At 37.4% G+C, this 17,378-nt stretch carries 10 protein-coding genes; 2 read left to right on the plus strand and 8 right to left on the minus strand.

Annotated elements, in window-relative coordinates; all coding sequences use genetic code 11:
* Nucleotides 1-78: 78 nt before the first annotated feature.
* Entirely contained in the window at nt 79-3,582 is a 3,504-nt protein-coding gene (locus tag K350_RS27220; RefSeq protein WP_081670874.1) for an Ig-like domain-containing protein, read from the minus strand.
* 403 nt (nt 3,583-3,985) lie between these two features.
* On the opposite strand from K350_RS27220, the gene K350_RS0103290 reads away from it, so the two are divergent.
* Nucleotides 3,986-4,699 (plus strand): hypothetical protein, encoded by a 714-nt coding sequence (locus K350_RS0103290; RefSeq protein ID WP_028978680.1) that lies wholly within the window; start codon nt 3,986-3,988, stop codon nt 4,697-4,699.
* A gap of 161 nt (nt 4,700-4,860) precedes the next feature.
* On the opposite strand, the gene xynC is transcribed toward K350_RS0103290, so the two are convergent.
* The 4 genes from xynC to K350_RS0103310 form a co-directional block, all read right to left on the minus strand.
* Nucleotides 4,861-7,098, minus strand: coding sequence for a glucuronoarabinoxylan endo-1,4-beta-xylanase XynC (gene xynC, locus K350_RS32970; protein ID WP_081670875.1), 2,238 nt, complete (start codon nt 7,096-7,098; stop codon nt 4,861-4,863).
* A 289-nt stretch (nt 7,099-7,387) separates the two neighbouring features.
* Nucleotides 7,388-8,491: a hypothetical protein gene (locus K350_RS0103300; protein WP_028978681.1), complete on the minus strand. Its 1,104-nt coding sequence runs from the start codon at nt 8,489-8,491 to the stop codon at nt 7,388-7,390.
* A complete protein-coding gene (locus tag K350_RS0103305; protein ID WP_028978682.1) occupies nt 8,478-9,062 on the minus strand; it encodes an RNA polymerase sigma factor in 585 nt (194 codons plus the stop codon). Before K350_RS0103305 ends, K350_RS0103300 begins: the two co-directional genes overlap by 14 nt.
* Before the next feature lie 89 nt (nt 9,063-9,151).
* On the minus strand, nt 9,152-10,048 hold the full coding sequence (locus tag K350_RS0103310) for a type IX secretion system membrane protein PorP/SprF (protein WP_028978683.1): 897 nt from the start codon (nt 10,046-10,048) through the stop codon (nt 9,152-9,154).
* A 202-nt stretch (nt 10,049-10,250) separates the two neighbouring features.
* Between K350_RS0103310 and K350_RS0103315 the strand changes: the two genes are divergently transcribed.
* Entirely contained in the window at nt 10,251-11,870 is a 1,620-nt protein-coding gene (locus K350_RS0103315; protein WP_162144127.1) for a DUF8202 domain-containing protein, read from the plus strand.
* A 243-nt stretch (nt 11,871-12,113) separates the two neighbouring features.
* Here K350_RS0103315 and K350_RS27230 read toward each other — a convergent pair whose 3' ends face one another.
* From K350_RS27230 to K350_RS30740, 3 genes are all read right to left on the minus strand, one after another.
* Nucleotides 12,114-13,133, minus strand: a complete 1,020-nt coding sequence (locus K350_RS27230; RefSeq protein WP_028978685.1) for a family 16 glycosylhydrolase — start codon at nt 13,131-13,133, stop codon at nt 12,114-12,116.
* A 123-nt stretch (nt 13,134-13,256) separates the two neighbouring features.
* Entirely contained in the window at nt 13,257-13,514 is a 258-nt protein-coding gene (locus tag K350_RS0103325) for a hypothetical protein (RefSeq protein WP_028978686.1), read from the minus strand.
* Between the two features lie 354 nt (nt 13,515-13,868).
* Nucleotides 13,869-17,198, minus strand: coding sequence for an endo-1,4-beta-xylanase (locus tag K350_RS30740; RefSeq protein ID WP_051312834.1), 3,330 nt, complete (start codon nt 17,196-17,198; stop codon nt 13,869-13,871).
* Nucleotides 17,199-17,378: the final 180 nt, after the last annotated feature.

Here is a 17,378-nt window from a genome sequence, read left to right on the forward strand (position 1 = left end):
CTCTACATGAAAAAAAATGAGACTGACTCAAAACTGAGCCAGCCTCTTATATAGAAAACAAAGGTTAATTGAGAACTCTTAATATTTCAAGAACTTATATACCTTATTCCGGATTTTAGCAAAGTATACACCTGGACTTAATTCTTCTCCGAACTCTACTTCTGACGCATCTTTGAAACTATCGAAGATTCTACCCTCCGCATTAGTAATTTCAATGTCTGCAGGTCTATTCAATCTGATATTTAACTTGCTAGCACTTGGATTTGGGAAAATTGACACAGAATAAACTTTAGTCTGATCATCTAATCCAGTAATAACGCAATCTCCCTTCCCCAGACCTTCACTCACATAACCAATTTGATCGATATTAGCTAATCCGTCTCCCGTTGTCGATGCTAATGTGACAATGTTAATACCTGCTTCAAGATTGAGACTTACGTCTAGTGTTTTGTAAGTTATAAACGCCCCTGTAGCGGGGAAACTAAGCTGACCGATTAAAGTAGTGCCATTCACATTAACCGTAGCTTTACGGTCCGAAGTACCACCACTTGCATATCTGAAACTTAAAGTCTTTAAACCTACTGATTCGGAATTTATATAGAAGGTTATTTGCGAGCCTATTGCATTAGGCACATTGATAAATCCGATACCTTTAAAGCCTGTATTATTGTTATCTACAGTACCATCAAAAGAACAGGCATCAATTTCTGCTTCACCTGCTGATGTACAAGCTGTTTTGCCAGTCTTTCCGCCAACGCAACGATCACAGTTATCTACGATCGCCGTTCCGTTCATTGTTTTATTGCAATCACATGAATTGATAGTTACAGATACTGTAGAAGCAGTAGAAGCAACCCCACCACTGCTTGTAGAGATGGCTTTCAAAGTTTTAGAACCTGTTGAAGTCGGCAACCATAATACCGAATATGGACTTTCAGCATCGGAAGCAATAAGGGTAGAGCCATCATAAAAGTCTACTTTTGATATAGTTCCGCTTGAAACTGACGCTGTAGCTGTAATTGTTACAGAATCTGACTGACAATAACTCTTACCAGATGCAGGTCCTGTTAAATCTATAGTAGGTGCAGGTGTTGAACAAGTGCCGTCAACATATACTCCAACCTTTCTGGTCATTGTACTTCCTGCATTATCTTTTACTGATAGGTTAAAAGAAGCAAAGCCACAAGTAGCAGGTTTAAAGGTAGCAGTTGATCCAGAAATAGTAACTGTACCATTTACAACAGACGAAACAGAGTATGCTGGGCTTGTCTTGGAATAGCCCATGAACATGTTTGTAAGATTAATAGGCTGAGTAGCTGTATTGGCAATTATATAATGATATTCTGCCATCCAGTTAAGATAGTCTTCCAGATTGGTAAAGCCATCTTTATCAGGATCCCCATTAGATTCGCTGAAATCGCCTTTAGTTGAATTCGGATTAAATCCTTTACCCTTCTCCCAGAAATCAGGCATACCATCACCATCAGTATCCCAGTTAGAAGCTCTTGTTGTTGTAGGATAGCTTTCATATCCTCCTACATCACTTTCCTTGTCAGGGAACCCTGGCTTTCCGGTTACACTACCTTTGTACTTATAAGTCCCGTTCAAAGTCTCATTAACAATTCTTATATCATGTTCATCAAATACAGGCTGAGTATGTCCTACATCTGACAACACACTTTTATAAGCATCAATAGCACTTTGAGTAGTTACATAAGATGAAAAAAAAGGAGCATTGACATATCCTTCATATTTTTTAGAATCATCATTTGAGTAGGTTTCTCTTCTTCCTTTAGATTGAGTTGATTCATCAAAATAGCCAGGCATCACATTTCCGGTAAAATATCCACGTTGTGTTCCTAGCCCAGTTCCTTCGTGGTCCATAGACATGGCTACAAAAATTTTACTTCCTGCCCCCGGTTTATAGTAGTTTCCAACGAAGTTTACTTCCATAGCCCCACCATCAGTGGTACGTCCACCCCAGTTGTAGACAACGTTATTCGTAATATCAAGCCTTCCTGCATAATAAGCATTTCCATCAAGCCCTCCTCCCATACTCCAGTTACGGCCATAGTTATGTGCCAATAGATTATGATGGAAGCTTCCTACATCTCCACCGATTGTACCAGCATATCCGTGCTCGGTACCTGGAGGATAATTCTGGTGGTTTGCTGCATTCAGAGCTTCAGAAATCAAGGTACGTTGTAACGTAATGTTTTTAGCACCGCGAGAACTGAATGATTCATCTATAGTCCAGCTTATTGAACAATGATCAAGGATACTATGATTAGCACCTGTTAAACCCATTCCGTCAAAGGTCGGACCAGCGCCAAGTCTTACCTTCATAAACCGGCCAATGACATCATTTCCTGTAAAACCAAAAGGAGCCTTTCTGATACAGATACCTTTGCCAGGTGCTGTTTGTCCTGCTACTGTAACATACGGATCGCTCAGCACAAGACGAGATTCCAGAACAATCATTCCACCTACATCAAACACAATAGTTCTTGGACCTGTTTCATTCTCTACTGCATATCTTAAACTTCCTGGATTGTTATCATCTTTCAGATTGGTAACATGCACTACTTTACCCCCTCTACCACCAATTGCAAAGCGTCCATACCCTTCCGCACCAGGGAACGCCAGCTGTCTTGGTCGAAATACCCAGACATTACCCTTGATAACAGTTCCTGAACTATTCACTTCGTCAACTCTCCAGTAATAAGTGTTCATACTATACAAACCTGTTACATTATAACTGGATCCAGTCTGCTGGCCTTTATAACAAGCCGAGCTGGTAGTTCCGGTTTCAACACAAGTTTTATCAGTGCCGAAATAAACACGATGAGCTGTTGCACTGGAACCTGCCGTCCATTTCAATGTTGCAGAACCTGTTCCAGCGTCAACGTGCCTTTCCCCATCTGCAGGAACAGGGCTCTTAGCCTGATCTTTTACATTAGGAGTATTCAGTTCAAAACCATTTATATAAACGTTTTTCATAGAAGCAGAAGAAGATGTTTCTGCTTTATATAGCAATACAACATTTTTTCCTGCGGTTGCATTAAAAGTAACATATGAACTTGCCACGGTATTTATTGACACAGCTCTGTTTGAAGGATTAAGATTGTTGATTGTCAATGTTCCGTTTACATAAACATCAATCGGGGCGAATGAATTTGATGCAGGATCAGCAAATGAATTATGATAAAGCAACATTGAATGTGTTCCTGTTGAAAGGCCGCTTATAGTAAGCTCAATCTCTGCTCCAGCATTTCCGCCATCCACAACTACACCATCACAAATAAGACGTGCATAGTTTGGCGTCTGTACACCTACTTTATACCAGTCAGCACGCAAAGCAGTACCGTTCATTCCTGTCTTTTTAAATGTAAATGTAACCCCGCTGATGGCTTTGGAAATACTTACAGCATTGTCAGGAACCCAGGCCACATAATTCGGGTCATTGACTTCTGCATCAGATCGACCACTCATGTTCAGGTCGACTTTGACAACCGGAGTTTGAGCCAACAGAAGGTGTACGCAACTGGAAGCCAGAATAATTAAGAATAAAAATTTTCTCATAATTAATGGATTAAAAGGATATTCTTATTTCTGCATTAATATTTAAATCCTTGTTTAAGCAGAATACCCAGTCCCAAAATCAGAAGTAACATTTTTTATAAAAAAAATCGCTGACCGAAAAAAATAGTCATTAATCTTCTCCATTCTATCAGTGTATCAAAGCATTTAAAATATTGAAAAGGAGGAAAGAAAACTTATTTAATATAAAAGACCTACTCAAAATGAGATAACCAAGTTTTATATTAAATCAATAAAATCCAATCTTTATATATAGGAAATTATTTACTCTTTTACATCAATTATTCTCCATGAGCTGAAATTCATTTCTTAACCATGACTTAACAAAAAGATAAATAACAAAGACCCACTGATCAAGGGTTTTATTAATATATAGCGTTAAGATATGAGGACATTTAGCAACCAAGAAAAAAGGATACTTAGAAAGATCATAAGCCTTAACAAAAGAGGAGCCAAAATAATCTCTCTTATTCCTTTTTCAGAAAACCTACTGAACCTACGTTCACAACTTTATGTCATAAAAGGAAAAGATACTTCTCATTTATCAAAAGAAGAATTTTATCCTTTCTGCAAAATTGAAATATACGGTAAGGCAGCCGATGTATACAAAGATTACTTTGCATTAACTCAAAGATTATTATACGTTACCGAGTTTATTGATTACCTTCTGAAAGAAAAATATTTAGTAGTAAGGGAGCCGAATATACTTTCAAGCTTTTACTTTAACAAAATTGAATACCTATCAAAAGAATTAAATGGCGAAGATTCAGGAGCAGTAAAAATAGATTTGAAGATTACATCAGAGATCAAAACATTTCTGGAAAAATGTAGCTATTACTATACCCCAACTAATGCTTTAATCCAACTGATTAAAAATAATTTCAGAACAGGAAATGGAAATAATCTATGGATCAGCAAAATCTCTCTTGGTTCCTTGTTTGACTATTTATTGTTCATATCTTCGGACTGGGGCAATTATACATATCAGCGGACAAGTCACAGGGCAGTAAATGTAAGACCTCACAAAAGCATTTATCATACCAATGAAAGTTCAATACATAATACAGATCTTGTTTATATGTCAATGCTTGAAGATTGAGTTGCATTGATCATTTACATTTTCAACAAATATTAAAGAAAAAAAATAACCCCGAAACACTTCAGGGTTATTTAAATTTACGAATTAAAATAAACAGGTGTATAATTATAATATGGCTGATTTATTTCTCTACAACCATATACTTGTTGGCCACAGAAAATTTACTGCTTTACAATTTTACGAATTGAATGACCTTCGTTGCTTTCAATATAGAGGAGATAAACTCCACGAGTAAGTAAAGATCCTACATCTTGTTTTTCCTGTCCGCTACCCTCTTCAACCAGGAATCCGCTTATATCAGTTATCCTATAAGAAAAAGAACCTTTCTGTTTAATATGTAAAACTTCATTAGCAAATGGATTAGGATACACTTCCAAAGCGCCTCCAGTGCTAGATTCCACACCAGTAATCACTGCTTGTTTAAATTCAACATAATTCAGATTTAAATAGCTGACATCAAAAGCAATTCTCATTACATGTTCACCAGCTGTAAGATTGACTCCCTGAACGCTTGCAGTCTGCCATATCTGCCAGCCACCTGTGCTCGGAACAGTAATTGGGCCGCTTATATTTCTTCCGTCCATTTCGATGTGAAAAGACTTACCGGCTCCATCTGCTGCTACACGCACATCAAGATTGTACACTCCGGTATACAGAACATTTACAGTATATTCCAACCATTCCCCTTGAAGAACATAACCTAAATTATAAGCTCCATCTGTATCCTTGGTTACCTCAATATCAACATCATCATTTCTCAATGCGGCTCCACCTTCATTGCCATTTGCGTTTGCTTCATGATAACTAACTCCTTCTCCACCATTATCATATTCTTCAGCCTCGATTTTGCCAGGTATTGGATGAGCAACTCCATTATATGGACTACGAGGTAAGTTGACTTTAACCAAGACCACAGCCGATGTTGTTTTATTCCCATTGTTGTCAGTCGCCACAGCAGTAATGGAATATGTACCTGCTACAACATTCGCCCAGGAATAAGCATATGGAAATGAAGCATCTTCTCCTAATTTGGTTGCTCCATTGTAAAACTCCACTTTTGAAATTGTCCCGTCAGGGTCAGAAGCATTAGCGGTTATACTTATAATAGCAGGAGACGTGAATGTTGTATTATTATTTGGCGTAGTAATGCTCACAATAGGAAATCCCGCCGGTGCTTTTCCTACAAAAGATGTCATACTTTGCGCGTCAAGAGTTATTTGAAAAGAACCATCCGGGTCATTGATATTCGCTTCTTTCTGAAGATTCTTTGAGCCAGAAGTTACATACTTTTCCCACGTTTGTACTTTGGTACCTGGAATTGAGAGGGTAATAGTTTTCGAAGAAGTACTTCTGTTTAAAGCCACAACTACAACATCATCCCCTTTTTTATAAGCAGATACATATACATCGGTGGTTGGATTTTTGGTAGCATCAACTCTGTAATAACCTGGACGTACAAACTTAGAGTAATGAGTCATCATATAACCCCGTTTACTAATATTGCCATCCTCCTTCATTGGACTATACTGTCTCCTGATATACCACCAAACGTATGCTTGGAATTCAGCATCAGCCATTGCGCTGTGAATATGAAAACCGGTTTCCAATGCCTCCGGCCAGCGGTCTGCAGATTGGGCTTCACTATTTGGATGATAAACCTCAGTCATCCAAAGTTCTTTGCCTGCACCTTTCTGTTTGAAAAGAGGATAAGTAAAATTACTGTATTGTGTCCCATAAAGGTGAGTTCCCAGGATGTCCATGTTTGCAAGCGCCTGTGGATCATTCAAAATAGGGTCAGACATATTTTTCAGATAAGAAAATGATTCAGGTGAAATCACTCTGCAGTTAATAGAGCCTGCATTTTCTTTCATAAAGCGAAGCATCTCCTGAGGAGTCCACCATGTCCAGTCGTGAGCATAATCAGGTTCATTCTGAACAGAAATTGCAAACAACTCAACACCATTATCCTTCATGTACTTTACAAAATCATTTAAGTGTTTTGCATATTCATCATACATATCATACTTCAGACGTTTGGCATCTGTCTGAGTTCCGCGAGTAAATGTTTCCACCATATTGCTTGGAGGATTCCAAGGTGAAGCAAAAACTATAGCTCCAAGTTCAATAGCTCTTTTGGCAGTGGGTAATTCTCTGGACCATTCGCTTGGTTTGTCTGATACCCAGATACGAAGAACACTCATTCCCATTTGTCCTGCTCCATTTCCAAATGCAGTTTCTCTTTGTGTGGCGGTTAAATCTCCTGCCCATACAGGATGGTTGATACCACCAAAGCCTCGAATGTACTGCTTTTGAGAAGTCAAGGTAACAGTTGCAGTCTGCGCAAACGCACTGAGACTAAGAAACAGAATTAAAACTGATGCTATTACTTTCTTTTTCATGATTACGAAATCCTCTATAATTCTTTACTGATAATAGATCGATAATATTCCAATTCACTTTTTATACTAGAAGGTTGGAGAAATATACCTTTTCTATATTATTAGCTTGCTTGGCTTTTAAATTTCTTTTCTACAAAAAAAGGTTTGTGATTGTAAACATCTTTTAAAAAGTATAATAAAAAAACTTTATGGTATAAGGTATTTGATTAACACATTAATAGCCTTGTACTCAAGCGGGCGCTTGAGCACTAATAGGTATATGCGAACTGTTGAATCAGCCGTGCAATTCTTATCTTGTTATTGTAACAGTCCCATCATCTACACTTCCATCAGAATATTCGATTGTAAAAAAATACAAGCCGACTCCCAGATCCTGTCCCATATTACTTTCTCCAGACCATTCTGAAGGTTGATAACTCTGAACCCTGGACTGATAAAATACTTTACCACTTTTCTCTATTAATACAAAACTCACAGGATCTTTATCTCTATCATAAGGAACAGACCATGCACGGTCATATTCAGGATTAAAAATATAAGCCTTTGAAGTCTTACATATCTGATCTGTAATCACTACATTCTGCGTACTTTCTACAATACAATTTCTGGCATCTTTTATCTTAAGTTTATATGTTCCGGACGAAAGGCGATCAAAATGAGATAATGATTGCTCCTCATTTAACATAAAAGTATAAGGCTGCTTTCCACCTTTAACAGTTTCAGGATATAGCCGAACTTCCCCAGTCTCCTTTCCTTTACAGTTGGGCGTTACAGTAAATTTAACATCACCTTTAAAATCCAGGCAAGGATCTACGGGAGTCAAAACAGGACTATTGTTTTTTTTCTGTTCTTCATTAACTACAGAATCTTTAAATGTCAGTCCAGTCTGTGGAATCATCTGTGGCCCATTATCTGTAATTGATTCAGAAGCAGGCAAGACTTGAGATATAATTAATTTTTCCTCGGAACGACCGCTTATTCTTTCTGCCTTTTTATCAGACTTTAATAAAGGAGCAGCTTCTGTCTCATCTGGCTGTTTATTATTTACAGATTGATCATGCTTGTAAGACTTATGCACAACAGGAGAACTACTATCTTTGGAGTTTAAATAATAATAATAACCAAATACACCACTACCAAGAGTAATTAACAATGCCAGTGCATAAATATTCCAATTAGGTTTGGACTTATATAAGTCCTTACGCATCTGTTCTTTTAATTTTAACGCTTCCTGTGCAACGACCAATTCCTCTGCAAGCACAGAAAGATTCAGAGCCTTTTGTAATTGCTCATTTGAAGCCAGTTCTTCCTCAAAAGAAGCTCTTTCCTCAACGCTCATTTTGCCTCTACTATAGAGTTCTACCTTTTCTAATATTTCACTACCTGAGCTCATTCTTCAAAAAATTAATCATTGTACCATCATTCTCTACAAGCTCCATGAGCTTCTGCTTACACCTGTAATGTGTACTCTTAGCCACTGTTTCACCAGCAAAACTCATTTTTTGAGCAACTTCTTTCATGCTCAGATTATCGTATATCACATATTTGAGTATCTGTTTGCATTTATCTCCAACTTTACTCATAAACTGCTCTATCAACTCTTCCTTTTCCTTTGTAATGATCACAGCCAGATGGCTTTCTTCCATAGGAGGCATCTGCATTTTTGAAATATCTAATTGCTTATTTCTCTTTTTAATTCTATTGATCCATAAGTTCCTGGAAACAAAATATAGAAAGCCATTTATATCTTTTCCCTGTTCAAATTTGCCTAATCTTACCGTAGTAAAAAGTGATACTACTGCATCCTGAAAAATATCTTTTGCTTCATCTTCATCTCCATTATTAAGACAGATATATTTCATTATCTGAGGCAAGGCTGATTGATATAAATGGTTAAGGACTCTTGTATTATGACCATTTAGAATGGCCTCAATAATTTCCTGATTTTTGTCCTTTTTTAACATATTCTTCCTACAAACAAAGAGTTCAAAAAGTAAACACAATTGTCAAATTGTAAAAAACCAACAATTATACATTCATTTTCAGGAAGATATCATTCCCTGGTGATATAGTAATGAAGGTTTAACTCATACTGGTTTGCAACAGGGTATACGTTGGATTGAGGTACGAGGTATGTCAGAGAGAAGTCAAAATAATTTTTGTAAAGCTTTATTTTATAAAGGTCAAGAATCAGACCTGAGCCGTTGTCAGTATAATGAAAAGCGCTGACACCTACAGTATTGGACAAAACAAAACCACCCTGAAGAATATAGGAGGATGAAATTCCAAGGATCCAGTTACATCGGGCAGCGCCACGAATCTGAGTTTTAGGTCCCAGGTCGAAAAACTTTTCTCCATACAGGTTTACATATCTGTTGATGAGAAAGCTATAACTAATTGGAGTAACAGTTGGGTTGTTAAAATCATTGAGAGAAGCACCCAAACGGAAAGTTGGAGAATACAATGTAGTGCTCATATGGGCTGCCCAGGTAAATGAAGATCCTGAAGCACCGGAAGAAGACGCATCAAAATTATAGTTGATCATATGCAATGCTACACCTCCGGCTAAGAATAAATTTTCTTTTAAAGGAATATGGACAGCATACCGCAATATCGCTCTTACCTTGTTAAAATATTCTCCTTCCCGATCATTATATATTCCCACTCCGAGTATATGCTTCTTATTTACAGCAACTTCTGTTTCATTCTGGTTCTTGCCCAAATTAACATTTGCATCAGCATAATATGTCCTTATCACTGAATATCTGCCAAAATAAGATCTGTAAACAAAATTTGACTGAAAGTCATTGTCTAGACAAACATGAGAAGGTGCATGTAATTGAATATTCATCGGAAAGTGCATAAAGGACTCTGAAAAATTGCTTTGTGCAAAAGCATTCAAAGAGCAGAAGCATATGGAAGCCAGCAAAAAAAGTCCCTTTGTGTACATTTTAAACACAGACCAAAGTCGTGATTTTAGTTTTATTTTTCCGAAATTTCAAAAATACATTTACTTTTTTATTTTTCGTTTGTAGAGTAAATAATTAAGGAAAATAAAATTTCCAAAAAAAAAATCTTCTTTACGAAGATTTTATATTTACATGTTTATGTCGCCAAAGGTTGTTAAACAACCAGAAAAGCAAGAAAAAATTATGGTTAGGCCCTTCATTTTAATAGTTATATTTTCGTGTCTTTGCTTGATTGCTCAGTCACAAACAGGCCCGGCGGGAGTAGGCATGAATGATGGCAGTTCATCACTAAAATTATGGCTGGATGGGGGGAATGGAACGTTTTCTGATACTTTAGCAAAAAAAAATTCCAAGCCTGGAGAAAAGGTTTTATTCTGGAAAGATCTCAGTGGCAGCAATAACCATGTGATGTCTGGAAGTGATTCAACCAATCCGAAATTATCAACCTCTAATCCACTTTTGAATAATCAGAGTGGCATTCGTTTTTTTAGAAATGATGGCAAAGGAAACAAAAGAAACTTCCTTGTATCTAAATCATTTTCCAAAACCAATGATATCACGATATACTGTATCTTTCATGCATTGACCAAAGCAGGGGGAAATAATATAAGCCCTGTCAAGGCCATAAACTATGATACTAGTATGTGGTATTTCGGAGCGGGCCTTGTTGATGGAGGAGCAAACGGATTTACAAACGACATAAGCCTTGCATTCTGCGACACAAGCATAGCAGCAGGTACTGGTGACTCTACTTCTTCTACTGATTATTGTGTTAAAGCACCGGCATCTCTAAACAAAACATATTTTGCAGTATTACAAAAAGAAGCATGGACTGGGAAACTAAGAATTGGACATAATACCAATACTGATTCTGTTTATCAGGCAGGCACACAACCGATAAATGTTCCATCAAGATATTATATAGGCTCAACCTCCAATGCAAAGGCAAATACTGAACCGTCATTCTTTGATGGCTACATTGCTTGTGTACTGGTGTATAATAAAATACTTAGCAGTGCCGAAAAAATAATACTAGAGAATTACCTCTCAGCAAAATATAACATTCCACTTAAAGATAATGACATTTACCAATTTGATGATCCTAATTCCGGCAACTTCGATTTTGAATTGATAGGAATAGGAAAAGCAAATGATGGTACGTCCCAACTTTCAGCAAGAGGTGATGGTATGGTAGAGCTGCTCAATATTTCAGAATTGAGCAAAGGTGAATTTATGTTTATTGCTCATAATGGAAAAACTTTAGCTTCGGCAAATGGCAATTTACCTACAGGTGTTCAATTCAGAATGGAGCGCGAATGGATATGTTCTAAAACAGGTAAATCATCAAAGGTTGACCTTATTATAGATCCTAAAAATATTTCATCAATCAACTTCAAAGATATAAGACTTATAATAGATACAGACAACGACGGTTCTTTTGCGATGGAAAAAATCGGAGAAGGTGTGATCGAAGTATCAGAGGTAACTCGTGACGGACGCTATGTCTTCAGAGGGGTTGAACTCAAGCATGGAAATCATTTCACATTGGGAAAAGTTAACACTGATTCAATAAGCAATAATGAAGATTACTTTTCTCCTAATGGTGACGGGGTCTCAGATATGTATTATATACCATATGCTGGTAAAGCCAACATCTACGATAGAAATGGGAAACACATCAAAACCCTGACAACACCCGCTTTCTGGGACGGAACCAATGACAGAGGTGAATTATTAACGCCAGGATTATATTTTTTAAATGTTAATGAAGATGTTCAAAAAACTGTGACATTGATCAGATGATACTATTAGCTTTAATTAAGATTTTATCCTGCTATGGTTATTGATAAACTTTACTATTCCATCCACTATTATTGATTTGCTGACGTTTATTGAGGATTCCCACACATGAGCATTGTTATTTAATTTTTTTTCCTAATCAATTTTTTGGTCCATAAAAAAAATGAGCTGTCCTATCAAGACAGCCTTTCTATTTATCTGATTAAAAACCTAAAGCTATTGCTTTTTATAACGGCATATTAAAACCTATTTCTTAATAATCTCAACATCCTGCACTTTCATTCCGGGCCCCGTATATTCCAGCTTATTCAATGTTTGATCATTCAACGGTTCTTGAAAATAAACATCAAGCGTCCTAAGGTCATAATGTAGCTTTGTCTTGATCGCCCCTTTTCCATCTACCTTAAAATATTTTTTATTAGCATACGGAGCGTAAGTGTTACCGCGGAAAGTGACTTGTAAATGCTTATCATCAATCTGCTTTACTTCCTGAATTTGTCCCTTCCCTTCAGAACTAGTTTCCTGCGTTTCAGTTGTCATTACAGGAGCTGCTTCCTTGGAGAGACTTAAGATGAGTTTACCATTTTTGAACTTTATATTATCACTGGTAAAATCTACTTTATTACCATCAAAGGTATGTGACGCGGCAGACCATCTTTCCGTATTCCAGAAATTGAAGTCGTCCGTCCACTTCAGTTTAAAGGTATTATCTTTCTTATACTCATAATATTTAACATAGTCGTATTGCACATCCCTTGGCAATATAGAATCATTCCACGGGCCCGTCCAGTCATAAAACTCGGAAATCCATAAATTCATCATTATTTTCTGAGGCTTATCCATCCTGGCAATATGCTCTCCAGTCTGTCTGTGCACTTCCTGACCATCTACGCTCCAAGCGATATATTCAGGAGTCCAGTCAAAAGTATAAGTGTGAAATTCTTCATGAGGGTTAAAGGCCAGTACCTGCCTGTGTTCATGCATTTTATGCCGGCCTTCTATCACATTAAACTGTGCTTCATTGTTGTATCGTCCAAGTATTTCTATATCTATTTCGTTCCAGTTGGTAACAAAATCAGGACTATCATAAAAAGTGAAAAGAGAACTGACTATACCACTTCCAGCTGCAGATTTCATGCTTACTTCGAAGCGACCATATAAATAGGATTCATTGGTCCTTAATTCTGCTCCTTTATAATCTTTTGCTTTTATTAAAATTGGAGTAAATAGTAAAAGAAGAAATACTGATAGAACTATTTTTTTCATCGATTACACGTTTGGATATTTTCCCTTACACTGATTAAGGAGAAATGGTTACCTATAAATGGGAATAGCCTGTAACATTTACAGGCTGTTTGCATAAATTTATGAATTTTATCTGAGAAAATCTTAAGCAGAAACAAACTCCTTGGCTTTTCTAAGGAAACCAGATCTTGTTTTTACTTTCTGTATAGATTTGGCGAAACTGTCGTAATTAACTACAAATTTAATCCAATTATAGAAATCATTTTTTTCTTTATTTACATGGTAGAGAAAGGTTTCCTCACTCATTTCTTTCAAGCCTCTATAAAGCTCTTCTATACTGGTGAATACCTTTCCATCATTGGAATAAAAGAATTTGTCAGGTGTCAGTTGTTGTAAAGACATTTCTATTAAAGAGTTATGATTCGTTAATACATATAAAATGATTTTAGCAACGACATAGTTCCCTTCACTTTAGGTCCTAGGGAGAAATAAAAAAATTGCCTTTGTTCTTACAGACAAAAACTATAGGCGTATTAATCCTTCTGAATAAATAGTTTCCCCAATCCGCCTTACGAAATCTCATGTGATTTAAAAGTTGAAATTGCTAAAAAGTGCCCTGGGAGATTTTATTTCAAAGTTTCCCAACAAAGGAACATAACTCTTCAGCAGCCAATACGATGTAACGAAATAAAAAAAGGGATCATCAGCAACGCTGAATGACCCCTAAAAAAAACAACAACTTAAAAAAACAACTATTTATTGAAGCTTCACAAGTTTTAAAACTTCAATACTTCCGGCAACATACTCAATTGTCATAAGATATGTACCGCCTTTCAGGTCAAACCCAACATTGCTTGTCTGATCCGCAGGTATCTCATTCAATACTTCTACTTCTGCACCATAAATATTTGTAATCCTTAACTGCTTTATGGCCATATTAGAAGTAATCTTAAACGACTCATTCGATGGATTCGGAACGATTCCAGTAAAGACTTTATAGCCTCCTGAGAACACACCTGTAGTAACACTCACACTCAGCTTTATAGGGCTTGAAGTTGTTACCCCACCATTGCTATCCGTCACTTTTATCAATACTTCATGATTACCCGGGCTGGCATTCTTATATTCAAATACGTATGGTGAAGATGATGATGAACCCACCAGTTTACCATCCAGATAATACTCTACCTTGGTAATCGTACCGTCAGGATCCTCTGCTTTTACATCGTAGGTGACGACATCGCCAATGATATTTTCATTAGACACAGGAGCGTTAATTGTGATTACAGAAGGTTGATTAGGGTTAACTGTAACAGCAGTAGGAGTAGAAGTCGCTTTGCATCCTGCGTCATTAGAGACTTCTACTGAATAACTTCCGGATGAAGTTGCAGTATAGGAAGCATTTGTTCCTACCTGAATATTATCTTTAAACCACTTATAACTTAAGCCTGTGCCTGAATTAGCGTTCAGCACTACACTATTTCCTTCCACGACTGTTGTTGACCCAACAGCTGATATTGATGCAAGAGGTAATGACTTTACCGTCACTGCAATAAGAGCTCTGGGGCTTTCACATCCATTTACAGTCTGAGACACATAATAATTTGTTGTTCCCGTTACACCGGTGACAGGAACAGGAGCAGTCCCAACTCCCGTTCCGTTTGAAGATCCGGCATACCACTTTAAAGCTGCGCCATTTGCTATAAGTGCTATTGCACTGGCGTTCTGGCAATATAATACTGGAGATGTTACACTTGGCAATGAAGGTGTTGCATTCACCTTAACTTCAATAGCATCTGAAGTAGCTGACTGACCGCTTGCAGTAATTGTTACTGTATAGCTTCCTGATTGTGTAGCTGTATATGAAGCAGATGTCGCTGTGTTAATTGCTTCACCATCTTTTTTCCAAAGATAAGTATAGTCTGTTCCAGTATTTGCATTCAACACCACAGAAGATCCTTCACAAACTGTGCTGCTTCCGGAAGCTGTAACTTCTGCCACTAATTGAAAATTACCTTCGCTTACTTCCACCTTATCGATTACAACACATGTAGAATTTTTACCTATATAAAATTTCAGTTTGGCAATGTCATCCGTTGTAGTGGCATTAAACTCGTATGAGTACAATTGAGATGTGGTTGTCAGATCAACAGTTTTACTGAAATATGTAGTATAAGGATCGGCGTCATGTTGTATACTTACAGTCATAGTCCTTGCAGCATCAGCTTTAGCTATAAAGCTCACTTTATAATTTTTCCCTTCAATTAAAGGAGTTGCTTGTCTCACCTGAACATGCCATTCTTCTGTACCAGGAGTAGCAGGACATATCTTCAATGAATTGGTTCCGGACATATTTCCATTCGTAATAACATTCATCGTACCACTAGCGCTGCTGTTATTCTGAATTTCCCAACCACTAGTACTCTGATCAAACTCTCCATTGGTAATTAGTTGAGTCCTAGGATTTCCAACAGTTATTGATATTTCAGCAGAAGTGACTTTATTTCCGGAATTATCAGTAGCTACGGCAGTGATTTTATAGTTACCCTCTGCAACACTGCTCCAGTCATAGGAATAAGGGCTTGTAGCATCCTCTCCCAACTTGGTGGAGCCGTTAAAAAACTCAACTTTGGTAATGTTTCCGTCTTTATCACTTGCTGTCGCCGTTAGTGCAATATTTGCTCCTACTTTAAAAGTAGCATTGTTGGCAGGACCTGTTAGTTCGACTTTGGGCAATTCACCGTTACTAGTACATGCTCCTGTTGCACAAGCCGGATAACCAACGCTTGTTTTACCGGAAACATAATTCTTAAGCCATGTAAAAGCAGGCTTTTCAGTTCCTGAGCTGCTCATGAGGCCTGTTCCCGTTTTCCAGGTTGCACCACTGATATATCCCCAAATGGTGATACCTGCGACCGCAGGGTGATCCCAGTATACAGGGAAGTGCGTTTTATAACTAGTTTCCTGTTGAGTATTATTACTTTCAGATTCAACACCACCATTTAAATCAAGCTCTGTTACAAAAACAGGCACACCACCGGTTGCCATCAAATCTACTGCTGACTTTAACTGAGTTGCACTTGTCTGATCTACATTAAAACAATGCGCCTGCGTTCCGAAACCATCTATCAGACCTCTGTCGCGAAGAGCTTTCGCCAACCCTAACATACTGTTAATTGCAGAGGTATTGTTTTCAAGGCCATAATCATTAAGAATCAGCTTTGTATTTGGGAATAAGGCACGTGCCTGAGTAAATACCCAAATCTGCCAGTCATAACCTGTGCTTCCTGTTCCTCCTAGTAAATTTGCAAAGATGGGGTTATCTGCCTGATGACCGGATAATTGTTCATTGATCACATCTACCTGATCTGATAGCGGGAATCTTTGAGCAACAGCAGTCATGTATTCAAGAGCTTCTTCTCTGGCTTCAGTAGTGGAAGTTATATTTTTAAACCATGCAGGATACTGGCTTGCCCACATCAATGCATGATAACGGAACATCATGTTATTATTCTTAGCATGGTTGTAACATACATCCGCTCCATTCCAGTTAAACTGATCGCGGGTTCCTTCTACAGGGCCCCATTTACAGTTGTTCTCAGCTGTTACACCATTCCAATAATTATTATAGTTAACTTGTGGAGCACCGGGTATAATATTAGCCAGGTACTTGCCTTTGCAGGCACTCATTCCCCTTTGTGTAACATTGGCAGTACCTACGGTAATTACCACACCTACTGAAGTAAATGTAACGCCTTTGCTATTTGTAGCTTTTGCTTTAATAGTATAAGTACCCGCGGGAACACATCCCCAGACATACTTATAAGTATAGTTGGTATGAGTAGTAGCTTCTCCTAAAAGTGTGGTACCATTATAAAATTCAACTTTTGTAACCGTTCCATTATTAGCAGATTTACCGATATCTGTAGAATAAACGTGGATCTCCACATCAGTACCTGCCTTAAAATAAGCATTGCTATGAGGCATTGTGATGGAACATGATGGAGGATAGTTTAGCGTTTGCCCCTGAAGAAACGTAAAGATCCCCTGCAGGAAGATAAGAATAAGTAAACCTTTTCCCTTCATATAAGATTTATTTCAAGTTGAGTATTGAACGAAGCATTTGTAATTCCATTTAAGACAATCAATTATTGCAATTACTCTATGCTGAAAGAAAAGACAAAAATTCTGAATGTATTTTATGGAACTGATACATCTACACTGCAATCAAAAAAAGGTAAACTGAAAAGGTTTTATCTTATCAAA

The sequence above is a fragment of the Sporocytophaga myxococcoides DSM 11118 genome (assembly GCF_000426725.1).
Classification (GTDB): domain Bacteria; phylum Bacteroidota; class Bacteroidia; order Cytophagales; family Cytophagaceae; genus Sporocytophaga; species Sporocytophaga myxococcoides.

Excerpts from the sequence above, each read along its gene's own strand:
- K350_RS30740 (WP_051312834.1), bottom strand. The coding sequence starts at position 17,198 with ATGAAGGGAAAAGGTTTACTTATTCTTATCTTCCTGCAGGGGATCTTT.
- K350_RS0103290 (WP_028978680.1), top strand. The coding sequence starts at position 3,986 with ATGAGGACATTTAGCAACCAAGAAAAAAGGATACTTAGAAAGATCATA.
- K350_RS27220 (WP_081670874.1), bottom strand. The coding sequence starts at position 3,582 with ATGAGAAAATTTTTATTCTTAATTATTCTGGCTTCCAGTTGCGTACAC.
- xynC (WP_081670875.1), bottom strand. The coding sequence starts at position 7,098 with ATGAAAAAGAAAGTAATAGCATCAGTTTTAATTCTGTTTCTTAGTCTC.
- K350_RS0103305 (WP_028978682.1), bottom strand. The coding sequence starts at position 9,062 with ATGTTAAAAAAGGACAAAAATCAGGAAATTATTGAGGCCATTCTAAAT.
- K350_RS0103300 (WP_028978681.1), bottom strand. The coding sequence starts at position 8,491 with ATGAGCTCAGGTAGTGAAATATTAGAAAAGGTAGAACTCTATAGTAGA.
- K350_RS27230 (WP_028978685.1), bottom strand. The coding sequence starts at position 13,133 with ATGAAAAAAATAGTTCTATCAGTATTTCTTCTTTTACTATTTACTCCA.
- K350_RS0103325 (WP_028978686.1), bottom strand. The coding sequence starts at position 13,514 with ATGTCTTTACAACAACTGACACCTGACAAATTCTTTTATTCCAATGAT.
- K350_RS0103315 (WP_162144127.1), top strand. The coding sequence starts at position 10,251 with ATGGTTAGGCCCTTCATTTTAATAGTTATATTTTCGTGTCTTTGCTTG.
- K350_RS0103310 (WP_028978683.1), bottom strand. The coding sequence starts at position 10,048 with ATGTACACAAAGGGACTTTTTTTGCTGGCTTCCATATGCTTCTGCTCT.